The 17,021-nt window shown below is 69.0% G+C and carries 17 protein-coding genes and 2 pseudogenes; 3 read left to right on the top strand and 16 right to left on the bottom strand.

The annotated features are described in order from the left end of the window. Positions 1-72: 72 nt before the first annotated feature. The 10 genes and pseudogenes from QEG98_RS07185 to QEG98_RS07140 all read right to left on the bottom strand — a co-directional run bounded on the left by QEG98_RS07185 (position 73) and on the right by QEG98_RS07140 (position 9,181). Positions 73-213, bottom strand: a complete 141-nt coding sequence (locus tag QEG98_RS07185; protein ID WP_316566187.1) for a hypothetical protein — start codon at positions 211-213, stop codon at positions 73-75. Further along, positions 204-920, bottom strand: coding sequence for a permease (locus QEG98_RS07180; protein WP_316566186.1), 717 nt, complete (start codon positions 918-920; stop codon positions 204-206). Before QEG98_RS07180 ends, QEG98_RS07185 begins: the two co-directional genes overlap by 10 nt. A gap of 587 nt (positions 921-1,507) precedes the next feature. Next, positions 1,508-2,308, bottom strand: a pseudogene (locus tag QEG98_RS07175) (heme ABC transporter ATP-binding protein). Beyond that, positions 2,305-3,393, bottom strand: a complete 1,089-nt coding sequence (locus tag QEG98_RS07170; RefSeq protein WP_316566185.1) for an iron ABC transporter permease — start codon at positions 3,391-3,393, stop codon at positions 2,305-2,307. The pseudogene QEG98_RS07175 and the gene QEG98_RS07170 overlap by 4 nt, the downstream one beginning before the upstream one ends. After that, positions 3,390-4,291, bottom strand: a pseudogene (locus tag QEG98_RS07165) (hemin ABC transporter substrate-binding protein). The gene QEG98_RS07170 and the pseudogene QEG98_RS07165 overlap by 4 nt, the downstream one beginning before the upstream one ends. After that, the gene (locus tag QEG98_RS07160) at positions 4,288-5,376 is read right to left on the bottom strand and encodes a hemin-degrading factor (protein ID WP_316566184.1); all 1,089 of its coding nucleotides are present in this window, start codon (positions 5,374-5,376) and stop codon (positions 4,288-4,290) included. Before QEG98_RS07160 ends, QEG98_RS07165 begins: the two are co-directional and overlap by 4 nt. 27 nt (positions 5,377-5,403) lie before the next feature. Then, complete coding sequence (locus tag QEG98_RS07155; RefSeq protein WP_316566183.1) at positions 5,404-6,060, bottom strand: HmuY family protein; 657 nt, start codon at positions 6,058-6,060, stop codon at positions 5,404-5,406. Positions 6,061-6,093: 33 nt separating this feature from the next. Continuing rightward, positions 6,094-8,109, bottom strand: a complete 2,016-nt coding sequence (locus tag QEG98_RS07150; protein ID WP_316566182.1) for a TonB-dependent receptor — start codon at positions 8,107-8,109, stop codon at positions 6,094-6,096. A 130-nt stretch (positions 8,110-8,239) separates the two neighbouring features. Further along, positions 8,240-8,431 carry a hypothetical protein gene (locus QEG98_RS07145; protein ID WP_194858393.1) on the bottom strand — a complete coding sequence of 64 codons (192 nt, stop codon included), beginning with the start codon at positions 8,429-8,431 and terminating at the stop codon, positions 8,240-8,242. Positions 8,432-8,542: 111 nt separating this feature from the next. After that, entirely contained in the window at positions 8,543-9,181 is a 639-nt protein-coding gene (locus QEG98_RS07140) for a hypothetical protein (protein WP_090484710.1), read from the bottom strand. 68 nt (positions 9,182-9,249) lie between these two features. Between QEG98_RS07140 and QEG98_RS07135 the strand changes: the two genes are divergently transcribed. The 3 genes from QEG98_RS07135 (at position 9,250) to QEG98_RS07125 (ending at position 11,673) form a co-directional block, all read left to right on the top strand. Further along, positions 9,250-10,080 (top strand): LEA type 2 family protein, encoded by an 831-nt coding sequence (locus tag QEG98_RS07135; protein ID WP_410477975.1) that lies wholly within the window; start codon positions 9,250-9,252, stop codon positions 10,078-10,080. 11 nt (positions 10,081-10,091) lie between these two features. Beyond that, on the top strand, positions 10,092-10,796 hold the full coding sequence (aat, locus tag QEG98_RS07130; protein ID WP_316566181.1) for a leucyl/phenylalanyl-tRNA--protein transferase: 705 nt from the start codon (positions 10,092-10,094) through the stop codon (positions 10,794-10,796). Positions 10,797-10,887: 91 nt separating this feature from the next. Further along, positions 10,888-11,673 (top strand): hypothetical protein, encoded by a 786-nt coding sequence (locus QEG98_RS07125; protein WP_316566180.1) that lies wholly within the window; start codon positions 10,888-10,890, stop codon positions 11,671-11,673. 45 nt (positions 11,674-11,718) lie between these two features. On the opposite strand, the gene QEG98_RS07120 is transcribed toward QEG98_RS07125, so the two are convergent. Genes QEG98_RS07120 through QEG98_RS07095 form a run of 6 tightly spaced genes read right to left on the bottom strand, consistent with a single transcriptional unit; the run spans position 11,719 to position 17,008 of the window. Further along, entirely contained in the window at positions 11,719-12,501 is a 783-nt protein-coding gene (locus QEG98_RS07120) for a hypothetical protein (RefSeq protein ID WP_316566179.1), read from the bottom strand. Positions 12,502-12,517: 16 nt separating this feature from the next. Further along, positions 12,518-13,099: an imm11 family protein gene (locus tag QEG98_RS07115; RefSeq protein WP_316566178.1), complete on the bottom strand. Its 582-nt coding sequence runs from the start codon at positions 13,097-13,099 to the stop codon at positions 12,518-12,520. Positions 13,100-13,112: 13 nt separating this feature from the next. Continuing rightward, positions 13,113-13,703, bottom strand: coding sequence for an imm11 family protein (locus QEG98_RS07110; RefSeq protein ID WP_316566177.1), 591 nt, complete (start codon positions 13,701-13,703; stop codon positions 13,113-13,115). Positions 13,704-13,707: 4 nt separating this feature from the next. Next, on the bottom strand, positions 13,708-14,574 hold the full coding sequence (locus QEG98_RS07105; RefSeq protein WP_316566176.1) for an AHH domain-containing protein: 867 nt from the start codon (positions 14,572-14,574) through the stop codon (positions 13,708-13,710). Further along, positions 14,571-15,689: a hypothetical protein gene (locus QEG98_RS07100; protein WP_316566175.1), complete on the bottom strand. Its 1,119-nt coding sequence runs from the start codon at positions 15,687-15,689 to the stop codon at positions 14,571-14,573. The genes QEG98_RS07105 and QEG98_RS07100 overlap by 4 nt, the downstream gene beginning before the upstream one ends. After that, positions 15,686-17,008: a TIGR02270 family protein gene (locus QEG98_RS07095; RefSeq protein WP_316567843.1), complete on the bottom strand. Its 1,323-nt coding sequence runs from the start codon at positions 17,006-17,008 to the stop codon at positions 15,686-15,688. Before QEG98_RS07095 ends, QEG98_RS07100 begins: the two co-directional genes overlap by 4 nt. Between the last annotated feature and the right edge of the window lie 13 nt (positions 17,009-17,021).

Raw genomic sequence — 17,021 nt, 5'->3', positions numbered from 1 at the left:
GCGCGAGCCCACATCAGCGTGGACAGATGAGCGCATGGGCATCGCGTCCGCGCAGTCCTGCGTTGAGCCCACCTATGCCGGCACGCCGAGCAACAACGCGCCCACGGCGACGAGCGCGGCGCCCGACAATTGCCGTCGGCCCAGGCGCTCACCCTGGAGCGCCGCGAGCACCAGCGCGAAGGCGATGGAGGTATTTCGAAGCGTCAGCACCACGCCTGCGCCTCCCCCGCCAGCGCCGTCAACAGCAGGCCGAACGACAACGCGGAGATGAGCCCCGCCGTCAGAACGAGGCCCGGTGCGAGCAAAGCCTCCCGGCGGAAGGCAGCCCACCCCTGCTGGCGGCCCCGCTCCAGGATGAGCACGGGCAGCGCGACGAGCAGGCCGGTGGCGAACAACGCAGGAGGCTGCGCGCCCGTCCCCAGCGCCATCTTGTAGCTCAAGTGGTAGCCCGCGATGCCCACCGCCGACAGGGCCGCCCACGCCACGCCCGTCCCCGTGGACCCCGAGGAACGGGACAGGTTCATCACCGCCAGCCCAACGCAGAGCAGCGCCACGCCCGAAACCGTCCACGGGGACACCGCCTCCCCCAGCCACAGCACGGACACGGGCCAGACGAGCAGCATCGCGCCGCCACGAGACACCGTGTACGCGAGCCCGAGTGGCGCCTGACGCAGCGACCGCGCGAGCCCCGCGAGGTAAACGCTCTCACACACGCCCGCCCACAGCGCCCAAACGAGCCCCTCCGTGCTGGAGAACGCGGGGCCACGCATCCCCAGCGCCCAGATGCCACTGGCCAGGATGACCACGGAGATGACGCTCACCACGCCCACTTCCGGATTGGGATGACGCTTGAGCAGCGCGTTCCAAGCCGCGTGCAGGAACGCGGACGACAACACCAGCACCAGCGCAGCGGTCTCCAATGCGGCTCCTCGACGACGACCCTCGCCCGTGACTACTCCAATCCCCGCGCGGGCGCAGCGCCCCCTTGGAGGCAGTTCGCGAGCTCGCTGTTCGGAAATGTCGGGGGTTTTGACCGACCGGCTCAAAAGTCCCGACATTTCCGAACAGCGACCTGCCAGCCTCGAACCCGCCCCCCTTGCGGTCAGGGCACCTCGTCCGTAGTGCCAGTAGGCGTGCCGTCCCCCGTCATGAGCACGGCGGGCAATTCAGGTCCCGTGGGCACAGGCTGGGGCTCCATCGGATTCACACTGCGGCCCGTCCTGCTCCGGCCCGCACGCCAGCACGAGGATGCCCAGGCACAACACCACCGCTTCGAAACGCAATGCGTGGCACCTCCGCGCCCGCCGAACGGGGACGGGGTGACGAGGCACGACACGTGGGAGCACCGGGCAGGCCACTGCTTCCCTGCCCGTCTACCGCCAGCGAGGGGAAACGGCGCCCCCCACGGGAAAGGCCCTGGGCCATCACGCGCGGTGTGGAGGGGCACCGGGCGCCCAGGGCGTTTCCCGCGGGGAGCTGAATCCAGCGAGCACGGCTCCATCCGTGCTCAGGGAGTCAGCGGCGCGCGGCCCTCCGGGATGACCAGGGGACCGGGCGAGCCCGGCCATTCGACGACCTGCACGCGCAGACCGAAGACGCGGGCCACCAACTCCTGGGAGAGCACCTGCGCCGGTGCGCCCAGCTCAACCACCCGGCCCTCGGCGAGCACGGCCATCCGGTGCGCGTATCTCGCGGCCAGATTGAGGTCATGCAGCACCGCCAGCACCGCGCCCCCGCCTGGGCGAAGCGCGCCGCGGCCTCCAGCACGAGGTGCTGGTGGGCCAGTCCAGACTCGCCGTCGGCTCGTCCAGCAGCAGGTAACGGTGTCCGGATGCCAACGGTTCGGAGAGCTGAGCCAGCACCCGCGACAGCTGCACACGCTGCCGCTCGCCCCCCGACAGCGTGAGATACGAACGTGAAGCCGGTGCCGCGTGTCGGTGGCATCGAGCGCCGCCACCGCCGCCGCCAGGTCCGCGCTGCCCTCAGCGCGGCTCGAATGGGGACTCCGTCCTAGCAGCGCCACCTCCAGCGCCGTGAAGCCGAAGCCCAGCGACGACTCCTGGGGCAGCACGCCCAGCCGCATGGCGCGCTCCCGCGGCTTCCAACGCGACAAGGGAATGCCGTCCAGGAGCACCTCGCCCGTCGAGCACCGCAGCTCGCCCGACATGGCGGACAGCAGCGTGGACTTGCCCGCGCCGTTGGGTCCCACGACGGCCAGCACCTCACCGGGCTCCAGCGTCAAATCCATGGGCCCCAGCGTCCGCCCACGGCCACGCCACACCTCGATGCCACGAACCTCCAGGCTCATGCGGCCCCCTTGCGCGACAGCAGCCCGATGAAGACGGGAACGCCCAGCACGGACGTGAGCGCGCCCACGGGCAGCTCGGCGGGAATGGCCGCCGTGCGAGCCAGCAGGTCCGCGCCCACCAGCAGCGAGGCCCCCAGCAAGGCGGATGCACTGAGCAGCCGCCGGTGGTCCGGTCCCAGCGCCAACCGCAGCAGCGCGGGCACCAGCAAGCCGACGAAGGCGATGACGCCGGTGACGGACACCGCGGCCCCCACACCCAAGGCCGCGGCGAGGATGAGCCGACGCTTGAGGCGCTCGACATCCACGCCCAGGTGCCACGCCTCACGCTCCCCCAGCAGCAGGAGGTTGAGGGTGCGCGCCTCACGCAGCAGCAGGCCCAGGGCGATGAGCAGCGGCGACGTGGCGGCCCCCACCACGTCCCAGGACGCACCGCCCAGGCTGCCCCAGGTCCAGAAGGTGATGGAGCGGAGCTGCGCGTCGGTGGCCATCTGCGTGAGCAGGCCGATGCCCGCGCCCGCCCCCGCGCTGACAGCCACGCCCGCCAGGAGGATGCGCGCCGTCTCCGTGCGACCGCCGCCCCCACCCAGCCGGTGCGCGAGCAGCGTGGCGCCCAGCGCGCCCAGGAAGGCCGCGCCCGGCACCGCGAGCATCCGCAGCGAGCCCAGGTGGGCGCTGAGGGCCACGTCCATGACGATGGCCGCCACCGCCCCCAGCGCCGCGCCGCTGGAGGTGCCCAGCAGGCCGGGCTCCACCAGCGGGTTGCGGAACAACGCCTGCAGCGCGGCACCACAGGTGGCCAGCACCGCGCCCACCATGATGCCGAGCGTCACGCGCGGCAGGCGGATGGACAGCAGCACCGCCTGCTGCACGGACTCCAGCTTATGGCCGATGTCCAGGCCCACCTGTTCCAGCAGACTGCCCGCCAGTGCCAGCAGGGGCACCGGCACCGCGCCCACGGCGAGCGACAGGAGCACCACGCCCAGCAGCAGCGCCGTCAGCAGCAGCCACGGACGCGGGGCTGCTGGCTGGATGGGCTCCTGGGTACGGTAGGTGGCGGAGACGGGCGCAATCTCCGACGCACTCATTTGCGGCCCCGAGCCGGGGACGTGTACCCATCCTGCAAGCGGCTCACGGCCTTGCCCAGATGAGGCCCCAGCCCCATGAAGTGGACGTCGTCCACGGTGATGAGGCGCCAGCCGCGCACCTGCGACAGGCCGGGCGTGCGCGACAGGCCCTCCTCACCACCCACCGGCTCCAACGAGCTGGCCGGCATGAGGATGAAGTCCGGCGCCGCTTCGACCACCGCCTCCGCCGTCAGCGGCTTGTGGCCCGAGTAGCCGGCGATGGCATTCACGCCGCCCGACAGCGTGACGAGCTCGCCCGCCGCTGTCCCTGCGCCCGCCACCATGAGGACGTTGGCCCCGCGCGCGTACAGCGCGAGGACCCGCGGCGGCTTCGCGTCCTTGCGCGCCGCCGTGCGCTCCCGCGCCTTGCGCAGGTCCGCGTCCAGCTGCTTGACCAGGGCCTCACCCTGCTCGACCTTGCCCAGGCGCTGCGCGAGCGTCCGGATGCGCTCGCGCGTGGCTTCGACGGTGTGCTTGTTCGGCAGCACCACCACGTCCACGCCCACCGTCTTGAGCTGCTCGAGCACGCCCGGAGGGCCGCCTCCTCGGACGCCAGCAACTGCGACGTCCCCAGCGCGACGATGGCCTCCGATGACAGCGCCCGCTGGTAGCCCACCTTCGGCGACTTCCGGGCGACCTCCAACGCCAGGCTGGTGTCGTCCACGCCCACCACCTGCCCGCCCGCGCCCAGCGCGAAGACGGTTTCGGAAATGGCGGGGCCGACGGTGACCAGCTTCGCCGCGTTGACCGGGGCCTTGGCCGCGGCCGCCGCCTGAGGCTTCGCGGGCGCCGGCGCCGCCGCGTGCGCGAGCGAGGCCACCGCCATGAAGACCCACGACAACCCGGACGCGCGGCTCATCGCGATACCTCGCTCGCGGGCAGCGCCTTGGCCAGCTCCTCGGCCAGCGCGCGCCACTCGGGCGACTCGGGCTGCCCCGGCTTCCGCTTGCCGAAGATGAGCGCGATGTTTTCCCCCGCCTCGTTGAACAGCTCCAGGGACGTGACGACGCCGTCCCGCGTGGGCTTGCGCACGACCCACGCCGAGTGGACATGGTCCGCGCGGACGTGGAGGTTGAAGTCCGCGTCCAACACGTTCATCCACGGGCCCATCGGCTTCACGTTCTTCACCGGGCCGGTGTGAATCTGGATGCAGCCGGGGTTGCCCACGAAAATCATGATGGGCAGCTCCGTCGCGGACGCCTTCTCCAGCACCCACGTCAGCGAAGACGTCGCCACCGGGGTGGTGAGCTCCGGCTCGGCCAGGCGGAGCGCCTGGGTGCGCGCCACGCTGAAGCGGTTGAGCAGAATGAAGAACTCATGCGTGTCCTGGAGCGCGCGCCAGCCGGAGCGCAGCCCCTCCGCGTCAATCTCACTGTCGGGCTTGGGCTCCGCCGCGGGTGTGGCCGGGACGATGCTGAGCACCGGCGACTGGTCCGCGTGGGTGAACTCCTTCACCAGGGTGTCGAACGTCTCCTCGCGCCCGGCCTCCTCCACGTAGAGCTTGTGGACGGCCGTCCCTGACGCGTCGAAGAACTGGAGGCTGCGGCGGATGCCATCGCCGTGCGGCTCGCGGATGGCGAAGCCGAAGCTCCAGCGCGTGAAGAACAGGCGCAGGTCGATTTCCTCATCCAGCACCAGCCCCTGCTTGCCGTGCAGCTCGATGTTGCGCCAGGTGCCACGCTTCTCGTGCACGGCATGCGCGTTGCGAGTGAGCGACATCACCCGCCCCAGCGACTCGAAACGAGGCAGGAGCGCATCCAGCCGGAGGTCCAGCCGGACGACGCTCTCCCCAAGTCCCGTGGCGAGCAACTGCGCTTCACTCACCCCCAACTGCTCGGCGGCGTCACGGATACGAGTGCGAGGCTGCTCCTCGCGGAGGGTCTGCCAGCGCTGGCGCAGACGGGTGGACTCGGAAACGACATCAGAGTTCGCGGTCTGATTCATGTTGGACACCTGGAAGTGGAAGGATGCTCAGTACGAGGACGGCTGCGTCACGGCGCTGCCGCTGGAGGCGGGGCCAGGCACCTTCGCCCAGCGGAGCGACAACATCCCCGGCGTGCCCGCATCGTCGTAATAGGACTGCATGGCGACCTTGAAGTAGTCACCAGCGTCGGAGCGGACGACGTACACATTGCGACGCGCCGTGAGTGCGTGCGTCGTCATGTCATAGGCGTACCACCCGTCGCCCTGCTGGAAGGCGCTGTCCGGGTCCTCGCCCCGGTCCGGGCCGTCCTCGGAGTCCGCGACGTAGCCGTCCGCCGGCGCCTGCGTCACCGCCGCGAAGTCCGTCTCGAGGAGCACCGCCACCGCCACGTTGCCGGTACCACTCACGCCGCCCCGGGTGCGGACGTTGAAGCGGTTGAAGGCCAGGTCCCAGACAGTGTCCTCGGAGGCGCTCACCTGCGCGCCCTTGTCCAGGTCCAGGCCAATCCAGTCCGCGCTGCTCGTCGCGTTCACGGTGGTGGTGTACGAGCCGTCATCGTTGGCCACGTGATTCACGTGGGAGCCATCCGTCGGCTGGCTCTCTGGCGCCAGCTCGAGGTCATCGCCGCACGCGGACAGGGAACCGGCCAGCAGCAGGGCGGCGGCGCGGCCCAGGAAGGAGGAACGGAGAGAGAAGCGGGACATCGGGACTCCTTGAGTGAGAGGTGGAAGGGAGCGTCAGAGCCGGGCGGAGATGCCGGCCTGGATGGCGCGAGGGGGAATGGGGAGGTCGGTGGGGTTGCCCGCGTTCGCGAGGTTGGTGCCCAGCACGAAGAACTGGAGTTCCTCGCGCACGCGCCAGCCCAGCCGGGCATCCACGGTGACGTAGCGCTTGGCGTCGTACGGGTTGGCGATGCCGTCACCGTCCGTGTCCGGATAGAAGGGACGCGGCCCCACGAGCGCGCCGCGCACCCAGGCCTCCAGGCCCGACGTCCGGTGACGCCAGGTGGCCTGCGCGGTGAGGCGATGGCGCGCCTGTCCTTCCAGCGCCAGGCCCGTCTCCTCCGAACGGCCGTCGGTGAGCGTGTAGCCCAGCTCCGCGGAGATGCGACCAGGGAGCTGCTGACGCACGCCCAGCTCGCCTCCGCGCACGCGCGCACGCGCGATGTTCACGTAGGTGAAGAGCTGCTGCGGACCGACCATCTCCGTGGAGACGCCAATCATGTCCTGAAGGCGGTGCTGGAAGGCGCTCACCCACAGGAGCGAGGACTCCGCGGGCTTCACCTCCACCGACAGGTTGAAGCTGCGCGAGCGCTCCGGACGCAGGTCCGGATTGCCGTGCACCCGGTAGCCCACGCTGGGGTTCTCGAAGTCGAGCAGCATCTCCTGGAAGCCCGGCGCCCGGAATGCCCAGCCGTAGCTGCCGCGCAGCGTGAGCCAGGATGTCGGGTCCATGCGCGCCGCCAGCCGGGGCGTCACCGCCGTGCCGAACTGCGTGTCCGTGTCCACGCGCGCGCCCGGCACCAGCGTCAGCTTCAAGCGCGGCACCAGGGTCCAGTTGTCCTGCACGTAGATGGACGCGCGGGCGCGCTGGCCGGTGCCGTCTTCGCCCAGCCGGTCCGCCTGCAACCATTCGCCGAGCAGCTCCGCGCCCGCCACGAAGGCGTGGGCGTCCCCCAGCTTCGCGTCCAGTTGCGCGCCCAGCCGGCCCTGCTGCTCGCGCGTGTCCTCGATGGTGTCCAACGCGTTGGAGCGGCGCTGGTCCCTCAGGTAGCGCCGGTTGAACCACGCATAGGCGCCATCCACGCGCAGCGAGGCGTTGTTGGACAGCGTCCACCGGGGAGACAGGCGCACGGAGAGCGAGTCATCCCGACTGGCGCGGTCGAAGATGGCGCCCGTCACGCCCACGTCCACGCCGCGCTGCACCCGGCGTGCATAGGTGGCGTTGGCCTGCAGCGCCGTGCCCTCACTGACGCGCAAGTCACCGCCCGCGGACGCGTCGATGCCATCCAGGCTGCTGCCCGTGGTGCCGATGCTCGTCGGGTCCAGGAGGTACGCGTCCCGCCGCGCCAGACCGCCGCTCAGACGCAGCCCCCAGTTCTCACCCTTCGCCTCGCCGGTGGCGTCCAGCTCCAGCCGCTGCATGGAGCCGTAGGAGGCGCGCAGCTCGGCGCCCAGCGGACGGCGGGCACGACGGGTGATGAGGTTCACCACGCCCGCCACCGCGTCGCTGCCGTAGAGGACTGACGAGGGGCCCTTCACGATTTCCACCTGTTCGATGTCCTCGGTGGACAGGCGGGACAGGTCCACGCTTCCGGCCACCCGGCCGGCCACGCGCTCACCGTCCACCAGCACCAGGACGTACTCCGCCGACAGGCCCTGCAGCTGCACCGTGGCGCCCGCGAACGTCTGGACCACCTGGAGCCCAGGGTGCGCGGCGAGCAACTCCGACGCGTCCCGCGCCCCGCTGGCCAGGATGTCCGAGCGGGTGATGACCTCCGTGGCCACCGCCGAATCCTCGAGCCGCTCCGGCGAACGCGACGCCGTCACCACCGTGCGCGCTTCCGGCAGCGCCTCCGCGTCTAACGCGGGCTCCAGCCCCGCCTCGGCCTGGACCACCTGCGCATCGGGCGGAGCCTCTACGGTGGAAGCCTCGCTGGAAGCCACCTCGGAGGAAGGCGCTTCACTGCCACCGCCCCACGCCGTCCACGGCACGGAACAGGCCACGAAGAGCAAACACCCACGCCACGCCATGCTGCGTCCTCCGGCGCAAGGCCGGGGGCCTTTTGCGGAAGGCCCTGTAGGGCGCTGGGCTCAATGGCCTCGGGCCTCAGGAAAAGACCTCACTGCACCGGGCCTGCGCGGCCCGGGACCGACTCACACGTCAGCGGACGGCGCCGCTCACCTGCGCACCACCACCGCCTCCCGGCGGCGTTCGCTCCAGGGGCACCACCTGCGTCCGGTGGCAGCGGCGGCACTTGAGCTCCACGCCCTCCGGCACCAACCGCGCCAGCAGGCTGCCGCACATGCAACGCAGCTCCTCCGCCCCGCCTTCACCGTGGCAACCGTCGCGCATCACCGCTCCTGGCTCGAAACGCCGGCGACGATATTGATACTGATTATCAAAGTCAAGCGACTGGTGAAAAAACCACCCCAGTGCGAATCAGGGTGTGCGGGAGCGCGCCGCTCAGTGAACCTTGGAGCGCGCGGAGGTGTCGCGAGCCAGACGCACCTTGGGCGTCACCATGCGAGCGACACCGGAGTAGAGCTGTTCCTCGGTGTAGACCTTCCGCACCCGGCGATGGCTGCCGGGGTGGTAGGCGGGACCGGGCCGTTCCAGCCACTGAAGGATGCGCACCTCGCCGGAGTGGGCCATGGCGGCCAGCAGCTCCGGGGGGCACAGCTTGAGGTAGCGGCGCACCAGCGGCTTGAGCTTGCGAGAGAAGTTGCGCCCCAGCACGGCATGGCGCCGGCCGGAGTGCAGCGTCCCGTCGAAGCGGCGCGACAGGTGGAAGAGCTCGTGAATCACCGTCTCCACGCGGGCCTGCGCGGTGGACCCCCGGAAGAAGAGCGGCCGAAGGGTGACGCAGTACAGCATCCGCTTGCCCCGGATGCGGATGATGGGCTTGCGGCGTCCGGTGCGGTCCGTGCTCTTCCCACCCCGGAAGCACAGGGGCTTCACGGTGCCCCGGGAGGCGCGGCGGGCCTCACCGGCCACCACGAGGATGCGGCCGGCCTTCACATGCCCGAACTCCGGCATCTTCGCCGCGATGTCCCGGATGAGAGAGCGGAGCGTCTTGTTGAAGTTGGGGCGGCGTTGGGCCACGGGTGGTGGACAGTCTAGCGGAAAAGCCCTTGAGAGGACTCCAGGGCGTGGCCACATTGTCTAGCGTCATGCGCTTGCCCTCGCCCATGTTCCGTCTGGCCGTGGTGCTTCTCCTCTGTGCGGGGTGTGCTTCCGCCCCCACCCGGCCCTCCAGTCCCGCCGTCCTCACCGCCCAACGGACCGTCGTCGCGTCCCAGGGCCTCACCGACGCCACCCTGCGCTTCGAGGCCCAGGTAACCAGCCCCGGGGAGGGGGTGGTGGAGCGCGCCGACTACGAGCTCGTCGCCGATGGCCAGGTGGTGAAGACGGGCACCGCGAAGCTGGACGTGGCGCTGACGCCCGGCGAGCCCACGGACCTCTCCTTCGAGGAGCGCGCGCCCTACGTGAAGAACGAGGACGACCTGGCGCGGCTGAGCGCCCAGGGAGGCACGCTGCTGCTCGCCCTGCGCGGCACCCTCGTCGTGCGCTCGGGAGACCAGGAGCAGACGATTCCCTTCGCCGCCAGCCGCGCGGCGCGAGTGCCCCGGCTGCCCACGGTGGTGGTGGAGGAGTTGGACGGGGCGCGCTACTCGGATGAGGAGGTCCAGCTCAACCTCCGCCTGGGCGTGCGCAACCCCAACCCCTTCCCGCTGCGCCTGGAGGGCCTGACGTGGACGGCGTCGGTGGCCGGCAAGACGCTGGACAGCGGCACGCTGGCACAGGCGGACACCGTGGACGCGTCCGCCACGGGCGTGTACCCGGTTGAACTGGCGGTGACGAAGGACACCTGGGGCCCCGAGGTGAAGGCGCTCATCTCCAAGGGGCTGCTGCCCTACGGGGTGACGGGTGAGGTGACGGGCCCGCTGCTGCGCGTGCCGTATTCGCTCACGGGCAAGGTGAAGCTGAACGTCTCCCGGTAGAGTGGGACGCCGTGCCCATCTACCTGTTGAGTGACGAGCACCCGGAGCTCTTCCCGCCCCCGGAGCGCGCCGACAAGAGCGGCGTCGTCGCCGTCGGCGGTGACTTGCGTCCGGAGCGGCTGCTGGCCGCCTACGCCCACGGCATCTTCCCCTGGTACAGCGAGGGAGACCCCATCCTCTGGCACTCGCCAGACCCGCGCTTCGTGCTGTCGCCGGACAAGCTCCACGTGGGCCGCTCGCTGCGCAAGACGATGGCCCGCGGCGTCTACGAGGTGCGCTACGACACCGCCTTCCGGCGCGTCATCACCGAATGCAGCCAGGTGCCCCGGCCCGGACAGACGGGCACCTGGATTACCGAGGAGATGATGGAGGCCTACGTCACGCTCCACGAGGCGGGCTTCGCGCACTCGGTGGAGGCGTGGGCGGAGGGCGAGCTGAAGGGCGGCCTGTACGGGGTGTCCCTGGGCGCGGCCTTCTTTGGAGAGAGCATGTTCGCGCTGGCCCCGGACGCCTCGAAGGTGGCCTTCGTCACCGCGGCGAAGCGCTTCCAGGGCTGGGGCTTCCAGCTCATCGACTGCCAGGTGGAGACTGAACACCTGGCCCGCTTCGGCGCGGAGAACTGGCCCCGCAGGCGCTTCCTCACGGCGCTCGCCCGAGCGATGAAGGAGCCCACCCGGCGCGGGAAGTGGACGGAAGGCGCGGCGGCCGGCCCCTGAGCGCCCGGCGCTTTCGAAATGGCGCGGGCCCCTTTGAATATCGGAAGCGGCGGGCCGTCACGGCCCCACGCCACCGCCAGAGGAGCCGCCCATGCGATGGAGTTCCGCCCTGTTGCTGCCGCTGTGTCTCGCCACCACCGCGTGCGGCACGTCCGCGAAGCACCAGGCGCTGCTCGAACGCCGCGACGCCATCCGGCTGGCGGACGTCGAGCGCGAGGAGGGCGCCCGGGAGCAGTACCGCAGCAACTCAGGCTTCCAAGACACGCGCTGGGGGATGACGAAGGACGAGGCCATGACCGCGCTCCCCTTCCACGCCCGGGTCATCAATGCCTGGGGGGACGTGCACGTCGCCGACGTCGTGGTCGGCCGCCGCGCGGACGCCTACTACGTGTTCGCCCAGGGACAGTTGGCCGAGGTCACCCTCCACTTCCGCGCGCCGGGCGCCGTCCGCGACAACTTCAACGCGGTGGCGGAGCTGCTCACCATGAAGTACGGCAAGCCCGCGTCCAGGGAGGACTCGGCGCTCGACGCGGAGGGGCGCCTGGCGCTGGCGCAGATGGCCAACAACCTCTCCGAGGCCTCGGCGAACTACCACGCGTGGCGCTCCGGCGTGCAGCCCAGTGGCCCCGCCGTGGACAACTTCGGCCGGCAGATGGAGGCCAACGCGAGGACGGACGCCGCCCTCGCGGTTCACGAATACCTGCTGCGGAGCACCTGGACCGAAGCCGAAACGGAGCTGCGGCTCACCGGGAGCCAGGAGCCCGGGGCGCGCAGTCTGACGCTCACGTACACGAGCCAGAGGCTCAAGCCCTACCTGTCCAAGGAACTGGCCGTCCGCGACCAGCAGCGCAAGGTGGAGCAGTCGCGGGAGCTGTAGCCGCTCCACTCTGGAGGCGCCACGGGCGGGGACGCACCGCGGCGCTCAAGGACCGAGCGAAACGACCCAGTCCCCGGCGTACTGGGACGTCATGGGCGTGCGGGCCAGCGGCGGGCAGTATTGGAAGTGCTCGTCGAAGCTCGCGATGTCCGCGCGCTCGGTGAGCCTGAGCCAGGCGAGCCCCTCCAACCAGATGGCTCGCTTCGGCGCGAAGCGTGTCACGGGGGTCGTGAAGAGCTTCGCGCGCTTCTCGATGTCCTCTCCATGCACGAGCACCGCGTGCTTGAACGCCTCGGAGAAGGTGTCTGCGTCACCCTCGAGCAGGGCTCGGGCACAGGCAACCCGGTCCGTCTCTGTCTCGAGCCCCAGTCCCTCCAACGCCTCCACCCTCGGGATGACGACGTCCCTGGTACCGGGCGAGACCAGCGAATGGAAGAGCTGGGCGCGTGCGTGCTCGGAGCGGTACTCCTCGTCCGGAAGCCACCGCGTCTCGGAGAGCTCCGCGACCTGTCGCGCCAGACTCCAGTGTCCAGCCGCGACGGCACCGAGCAGAGGCTCTATGTGTCGCGAAGCAGGGAGCGCCCACTGCTTGAGGCGGCAATGCGTGAGCAATCGCCTCCAGTTCTCGGCGGCTCGGCACAGGTTCAGGAAGAAGCCCTGCGGGTCGCCATCCACGAGAAGGGTGGCCACGGCCACGACGTGGAAGTGGACACAGAGTTCATCCACGGTCCGCACGAGGGCATCTCGGCTCGCGGTGGGTTCGACCTGACGCATCAACTGGAGAATGGCCCGCCCGGAGTCCTCCCGCAGTGCCGCAAGCTTTGCCACGCTGCCTCCTCCAGATTCAGGCGAACATGTCGTCGAAGCCTTCGGCGGGATGGGCCCTGAAGCCTGTCAGCCCCGCCTCTTCGAATGCCTGCTTGGTCCGGTCCGAAATCAGGATGAGCTCCATCATGTTCCGGGCCCGGAAGATATCCGCTTTCGGGTCGACCTTCCCCTGAGTCAGCACCAGATTGCTGACATGGCTAATCTCCCGAGAGAGAGCACTGGTATCATAGATGGACTTCTCCATATCAATGGCCTCTTGCGAGCCCAGGATATTCAGGATGCCATAGCCATCAACCACCGGATTCCATTGATGGTCGCACATGACAATCGGAAGAAACTCCATATTGTCGACCTGCAGGTCGTCCAACACCTGCTTCACGCGTGACGACACCAGCAAAACACCCACGGTGTTTCGCACGAAGTCATAGAGCTTACGACGGTCCGGAAAGTGGTCCGAGAACGACACCCTCCCCCCAGCAGGGAAGCCCCGGGCAAGTGGCTCGCCCGTGCTGAACTTCCAATTGGTCGGACTGTCCTTTGGCAAAGCATCAACGATGGCTCCATCGGACGACTCAGCCCTCAATACCCAGTAGTTCATTGACCAGGGTGACTCATGCAAACATGTCGCTAAAACCTTCAGCAGGATGCACCCGGAAGCCCGTCAAGCCGGCCCTTAGAAAAGCCTCATGGACATGATCGGACATCAGAACGAGTTCCATCATGTTTCGAGCTCGAAACAGCCCGGCATTGGGGTCTAGCCGTTCATGAGCCACCACCAGACTGCTCAGACGGGCAATCTCCTTCTTCGTAATGCGGTCCATCCTGTACTTGGACTTCTCCATATCAATCACCTCCTGAGATCCCAATACATTGAGAATTCCGTAGTCCTGCGACACCGGATTCCACTGATGATCACACATGGATACCGGAAGAAACTCGACGTTATCCACGCGCGCTTCCTTCAGGATCTCATGCACTCTGGAGGAGACCAGCAGCACGCCCAGCGTGTTTCGGACGAAGTCATACAACTTCCGTCGATCGGGGAAATGGTCTGAAAAGGAGACCTTTCCCCCCAATGGAAACTGTCGCTCCAGCCGCTCCCCCTTGTGCATTTTCCAATTTTCGGGACTGCCCTTGGGCAATGCATCAATGACCGCGCCATCCGCGGACTCCGCCTTCAAAACCCAATAGTTCATATGCATCACCCTACCAAAGGCTACCCCACTCATAGTGGGTTGTTCCGTCCTTGTTCGCGTATCGCACGTGCTCTGAGCCATTCCCAGTGAACCGGACGCCAGAAACCTTCGCCATGACAATGGCCCGGCTCAGTCCAACAAGAAACTCCCAGAAGTCTTCCTCAAGGTCCTTCAATTCCTCGAATGCCGCCTCAGGCAGATCGCCGTGAGGCTCACCCGAATCAATGACGTCCTGGAGACGCTTGGCCACCTTCCGCATCTCATCCATGACCCGCATCGTGTAGGACTCGTGGTCGCTCGGATGGCAGATGAGGGAATGGACCGGGACGGCCCAGTCTTCGGCCGGAAGATTGATGATGTTGTGCCCGTGATTGATGTTGTACTCGGACATCAGCAACAACCGAATCTGCTTGTACGTGAAGGCCGGCTTGCCGTCCTTCATCATGTAATAGAAGGCCGACCCCGGCAGCATGTGGTGAGCTTCCCAGGCGTACGGATACTGCTGGGTGTACGTGGGGTTGAAGTTCTCCTTCGGCCCCCCTGGAAACTCCGCCCGCTCCTTCACCATGTCCCGGACTTCGCTCAGGTGCGCATGGTCGAAGTTGCGGTACACCCCCCGGCCGTCATGGGCCTTGAGGTAGGTGTAGCCTCGGCGGGCATAGTTATCGCCCTTGGCCAGCACCCCATTCAACGACGCGTTGGGGTCCAGATGTCCGTCAGGAGCGGGCTCCGCCTTCTTCTTCGGCTTGCTCTTCTTCGCCTCTTCCTTGGCCGCGGCCCGGGCAGATTCCTTCCGAGCCAGGTTGCGCTTGTAGATGCCATTGAGCCTGCGGGCCATTTCCGTATTGGGATTGTGCCGGGTGTCACCGGTTGTCATGGCAGAGCTCCTCTGGACGGATGCGCAGCAGTGGTTCCTATCAAGACGGCGCCTCGGCCGGAATCGTCCGCACTGGCGAAGACAAGGCTCACGGAGGAAGGCGCATCGCCGCGTTGCAGTCCCCTGACCGCGACACAAGCGCTGACCGCGCCCATCGCGGCCCCCACGTCCCCAAAGCCGATGGAGGGATACCAGGCCGGAAGTCCCCCCAGTGAGGCGTCCAACGCCCGCAGGTGCAGCAACACCATCCCCCACTCCCGCGCCCTTCCCTCTTCTCCGTTGTGGTCGCTCACCAGGAGCGGCCGGGCACGAAGGGCCCCCGCGGCTGCGAGCACCGCCTCGGCACATGCCGCCAGGGCCCGCCCATCCGATGGCTTGTCAGAGCCTCGCGGGTGCGGCTCTTCTCCGAGCCGCACCGCGTGCAACATCACCTGGGGCTCGCCCGTCGAACGTTGCGCGGGCCCATCGGTGGTCAGCAACAAGGCCGCGCCCGCTTCCCCAGGCGTCAAGCCCACGGGCTGCTCCGGCGTCTTCAACCGTCGCCCATCCGCCAGCGCATGGAGCGTCGGCTCTTCGACCAGGCAGTCCACCCCCATCACCAGGCATGAGCGAAGCCCGCCGTTCCGCAGCGCCGCCTGGGCCGCATGCAGCGCCCTCGCGAAGGCCACGTGCCCACCACCAAAGAAACGCCTGGGCCCGGGCCATTCCAGGCCCATGTTCCGCAGGCTCGCCTCCAACACACGACGCCCCAGCGCCTCCACTCGCAGCGCCTCCGTGGCATCCGGCTCGCCCAGGTCCAGGCCTCGCTCCCACGGGTCCGGCAGCGCCAGATAGACGCCGGTCTCCGGCCCGAGGCCCCGCAGGTCCACGCGAGTGCCCACATCCTTGAGCACCTCGCACGCCAACGCCACCAGCCGACCGACGCCCGAGAACCCGAACGTCGCCACCGGGAGCGCACAGATTGTCACGGGCCGCGGCGCCTCATCACCGGGGTGGGCGACGTCCACGTCGGGAGACGGCGAGGGGCGCAGCAGATTGGCCCGGAACGCAGCGCAGGCGGGAATCACCGGCCCCAGGCATGAAGCCATCCCCAGGGCCTCGACGAACACCTTCATTCCCCACCCCACGCGCCCAAGCCTCCCTCCAACGACTGGGCAAAACGCGCAGGCGGCAGGCGCCTCGCGGCGTCCTCTTCCGCGCGCTGGGTCCGTGTCCAAGCGCCCACGCCCAACCCCAGTGCGCCCCGGGTCCGCAGGGCCACAGCCCACCAGAGCGACCGGCGGCGATACATCGACCCTTCTCGTAACGCGTCGAGCAACGACTCCTGTCCCAAAGGCCGTCCCCGCACGTAGCGCACCGCCGGCTTGAACCGGGAGGCGTGCTCGGCCCACCACGCCTCCACCCGGGGCACATCCGGCAGCGGGAGGTCTGCTTCCGGCGCGAACTCCACGGCCGCCTCCGCGTCGCCCGACTCCACGGCCGGAGCCACCGCGGGAACCTCCATGCCTGTCACCAGCGAGAACGACTCCGCCGCCAGGCGCGCCCATGACGGCTCGCGCATCGCCTCCAGACAGGCCCGAGCAGTCTCGACCGTCCCCACCAGGCCGACCACCCTCAAGGTCTCCGTCCCTCGGACAGCGTCTCCCAGCCCCTCCAACAGCAACTTCTGGGCATCCGGCCCACCCGCCACGGCCAGCGCTCGCAAGGCCATCTGACGGTGCGGCCCGCCCTCCAGGACCTGACGGCGGCATTCCCACCACGCCAGTCGACTTCCCGCCAACAGCCCTGCCTCCAGAGCAGCGCCAGAAACCTCGGCGGAGGGTGAGCGCAGTCCCAACTCCAGCGTGGATTCGGACAACCGGACGGGCCAGGAGCGCAGGCAGCGAAACGCGGCGGCCCGCACCTGGGCGGCCTCATGCGTGAGCGACGCCTCCAGCGCCGGCCCAGGGTCCACTCGCCACGCCCCCAAAATCTCCAACAGTGTCGCGAGCACTCCAGGTGAAGGCGATGCGTCGACCATGGGCCGCAGCCATGACTCCAGCCCCCGTCCGCCGGCACAGAGGAGCGCGGCCTGGATGCCCGCGCACGGGCCCTCCTCCCCCGCCTGGAGCACCTCGAGGACACTCCGCACAGCCGCCTCCAGGGCGTCTTCCTGAAGCAGCAGCCCGAGCGCGGCGCACTCCACCCTCCCAGGCTCGTCCGCTTCGGCCAGGGCGGGAACGAGCAGCCTCGTCGCGGCCTTGCGCCCCGCGAGCACGAGCGCATCCACATGGGCGAGGAGTCGCGCCTCCACCCCGGCGACGTCATCGAGGACATGGTCCGGCGCCACGCGGGCACGCTTCCACTGCCGCCACAGGAATGCCGCCTCGTCGAGGTGTGACGCCAGCATCTCCCAGGAGATGGGGAGCGCGAGGTGCCGGGGCAACGGGTTCATCACGTCATGCCCC

Source organism: Myxococcus sp. MxC21-1 (assembly GCF_032612255.1).
GTDB lineage: Bacteria > Myxococcota > Myxococcia > Myxococcales > Myxococcaceae > Myxococcus > Myxococcus virescens.
This window is presented reverse-complemented; position numbering and strand designations above follow the sequence as displayed.

Coding starts and splice junctions, on each gene's coding strand:
- QEG98_RS07170 (WP_316566185.1), bottom strand. CDS start 3,393: ATGAGTGCGTCGGAGATTGCGCCCGTCTCCGCCACCTACCGTACCCAG.
- QEG98_RS07160 (WP_316566184.1), bottom strand. CDS start 5,376: ATGAATCAGACCGCGAACTCTGATGTCGTTTCCGAGTCCACCCGTCTG.
- QEG98_RS07155 (WP_316566183.1), bottom strand. CDS start 6,060: ATGTCCCGCTTCTCTCTCCGTTCCTCCTTCCTGGGCCGCGCCGCCGCC.
- QEG98_RS07150 (WP_316566182.1), bottom strand. CDS start 8,109: ATGGCGTGGCGTGGGTGTTTGCTCTTCGTGGCCTGTTCCGTGCCGTGG.
- QEG98_RS07145 (WP_194858393.1), bottom strand. CDS start 8,431: ATGCGCGACGGTTGCCACGGTGAAGGCGGGGCGGAGGAGCTGCGTTGC.
- QEG98_RS07135 (WP_410477975.1), top strand. CDS start 9,250: ATGCGCTTGCCCTCGCCCATGTTCCGTCTGGCCGTGGTGCTTCTCCTC.
- QEG98_RS07125 (WP_316566180.1), top strand. CDS start 10,888: ATGCGATGGAGTTCCGCCCTGTTGCTGCCGCTGTGTCTCGCCACCACC.
- QEG98_RS07115 (WP_316566178.1), bottom strand. CDS start 13,099: ATGAACTACTGGGTATTGAGGGCTGAGTCGTCCGATGGAGCCATCGTT.
- QEG98_RS07110 (WP_316566177.1), bottom strand. CDS start 13,703: ATGCATATGAACTATTGGGTTTTGAAGGCGGAGTCCGCGGATGGCGCG.
- QEG98_RS07105 (WP_316566176.1), bottom strand. CDS start 14,574: ATGACAACCGGTGACACCCGGCACAATCCCAATACGGAAATGGCCCGC.
- QEG98_RS07100 (WP_316566175.1), bottom strand. CDS start 15,689: ATGAAGGTGTTCGTCGAGGCCCTGGGGATGGCTTCATGCCTGGGGCCG.
- QEG98_RS07095 (WP_316567843.1), bottom strand. CDS start 17,008: ATGAACCCGTTGCCCCGGCACCTCGCGCTCCCCATCTCCTGGGAGATG.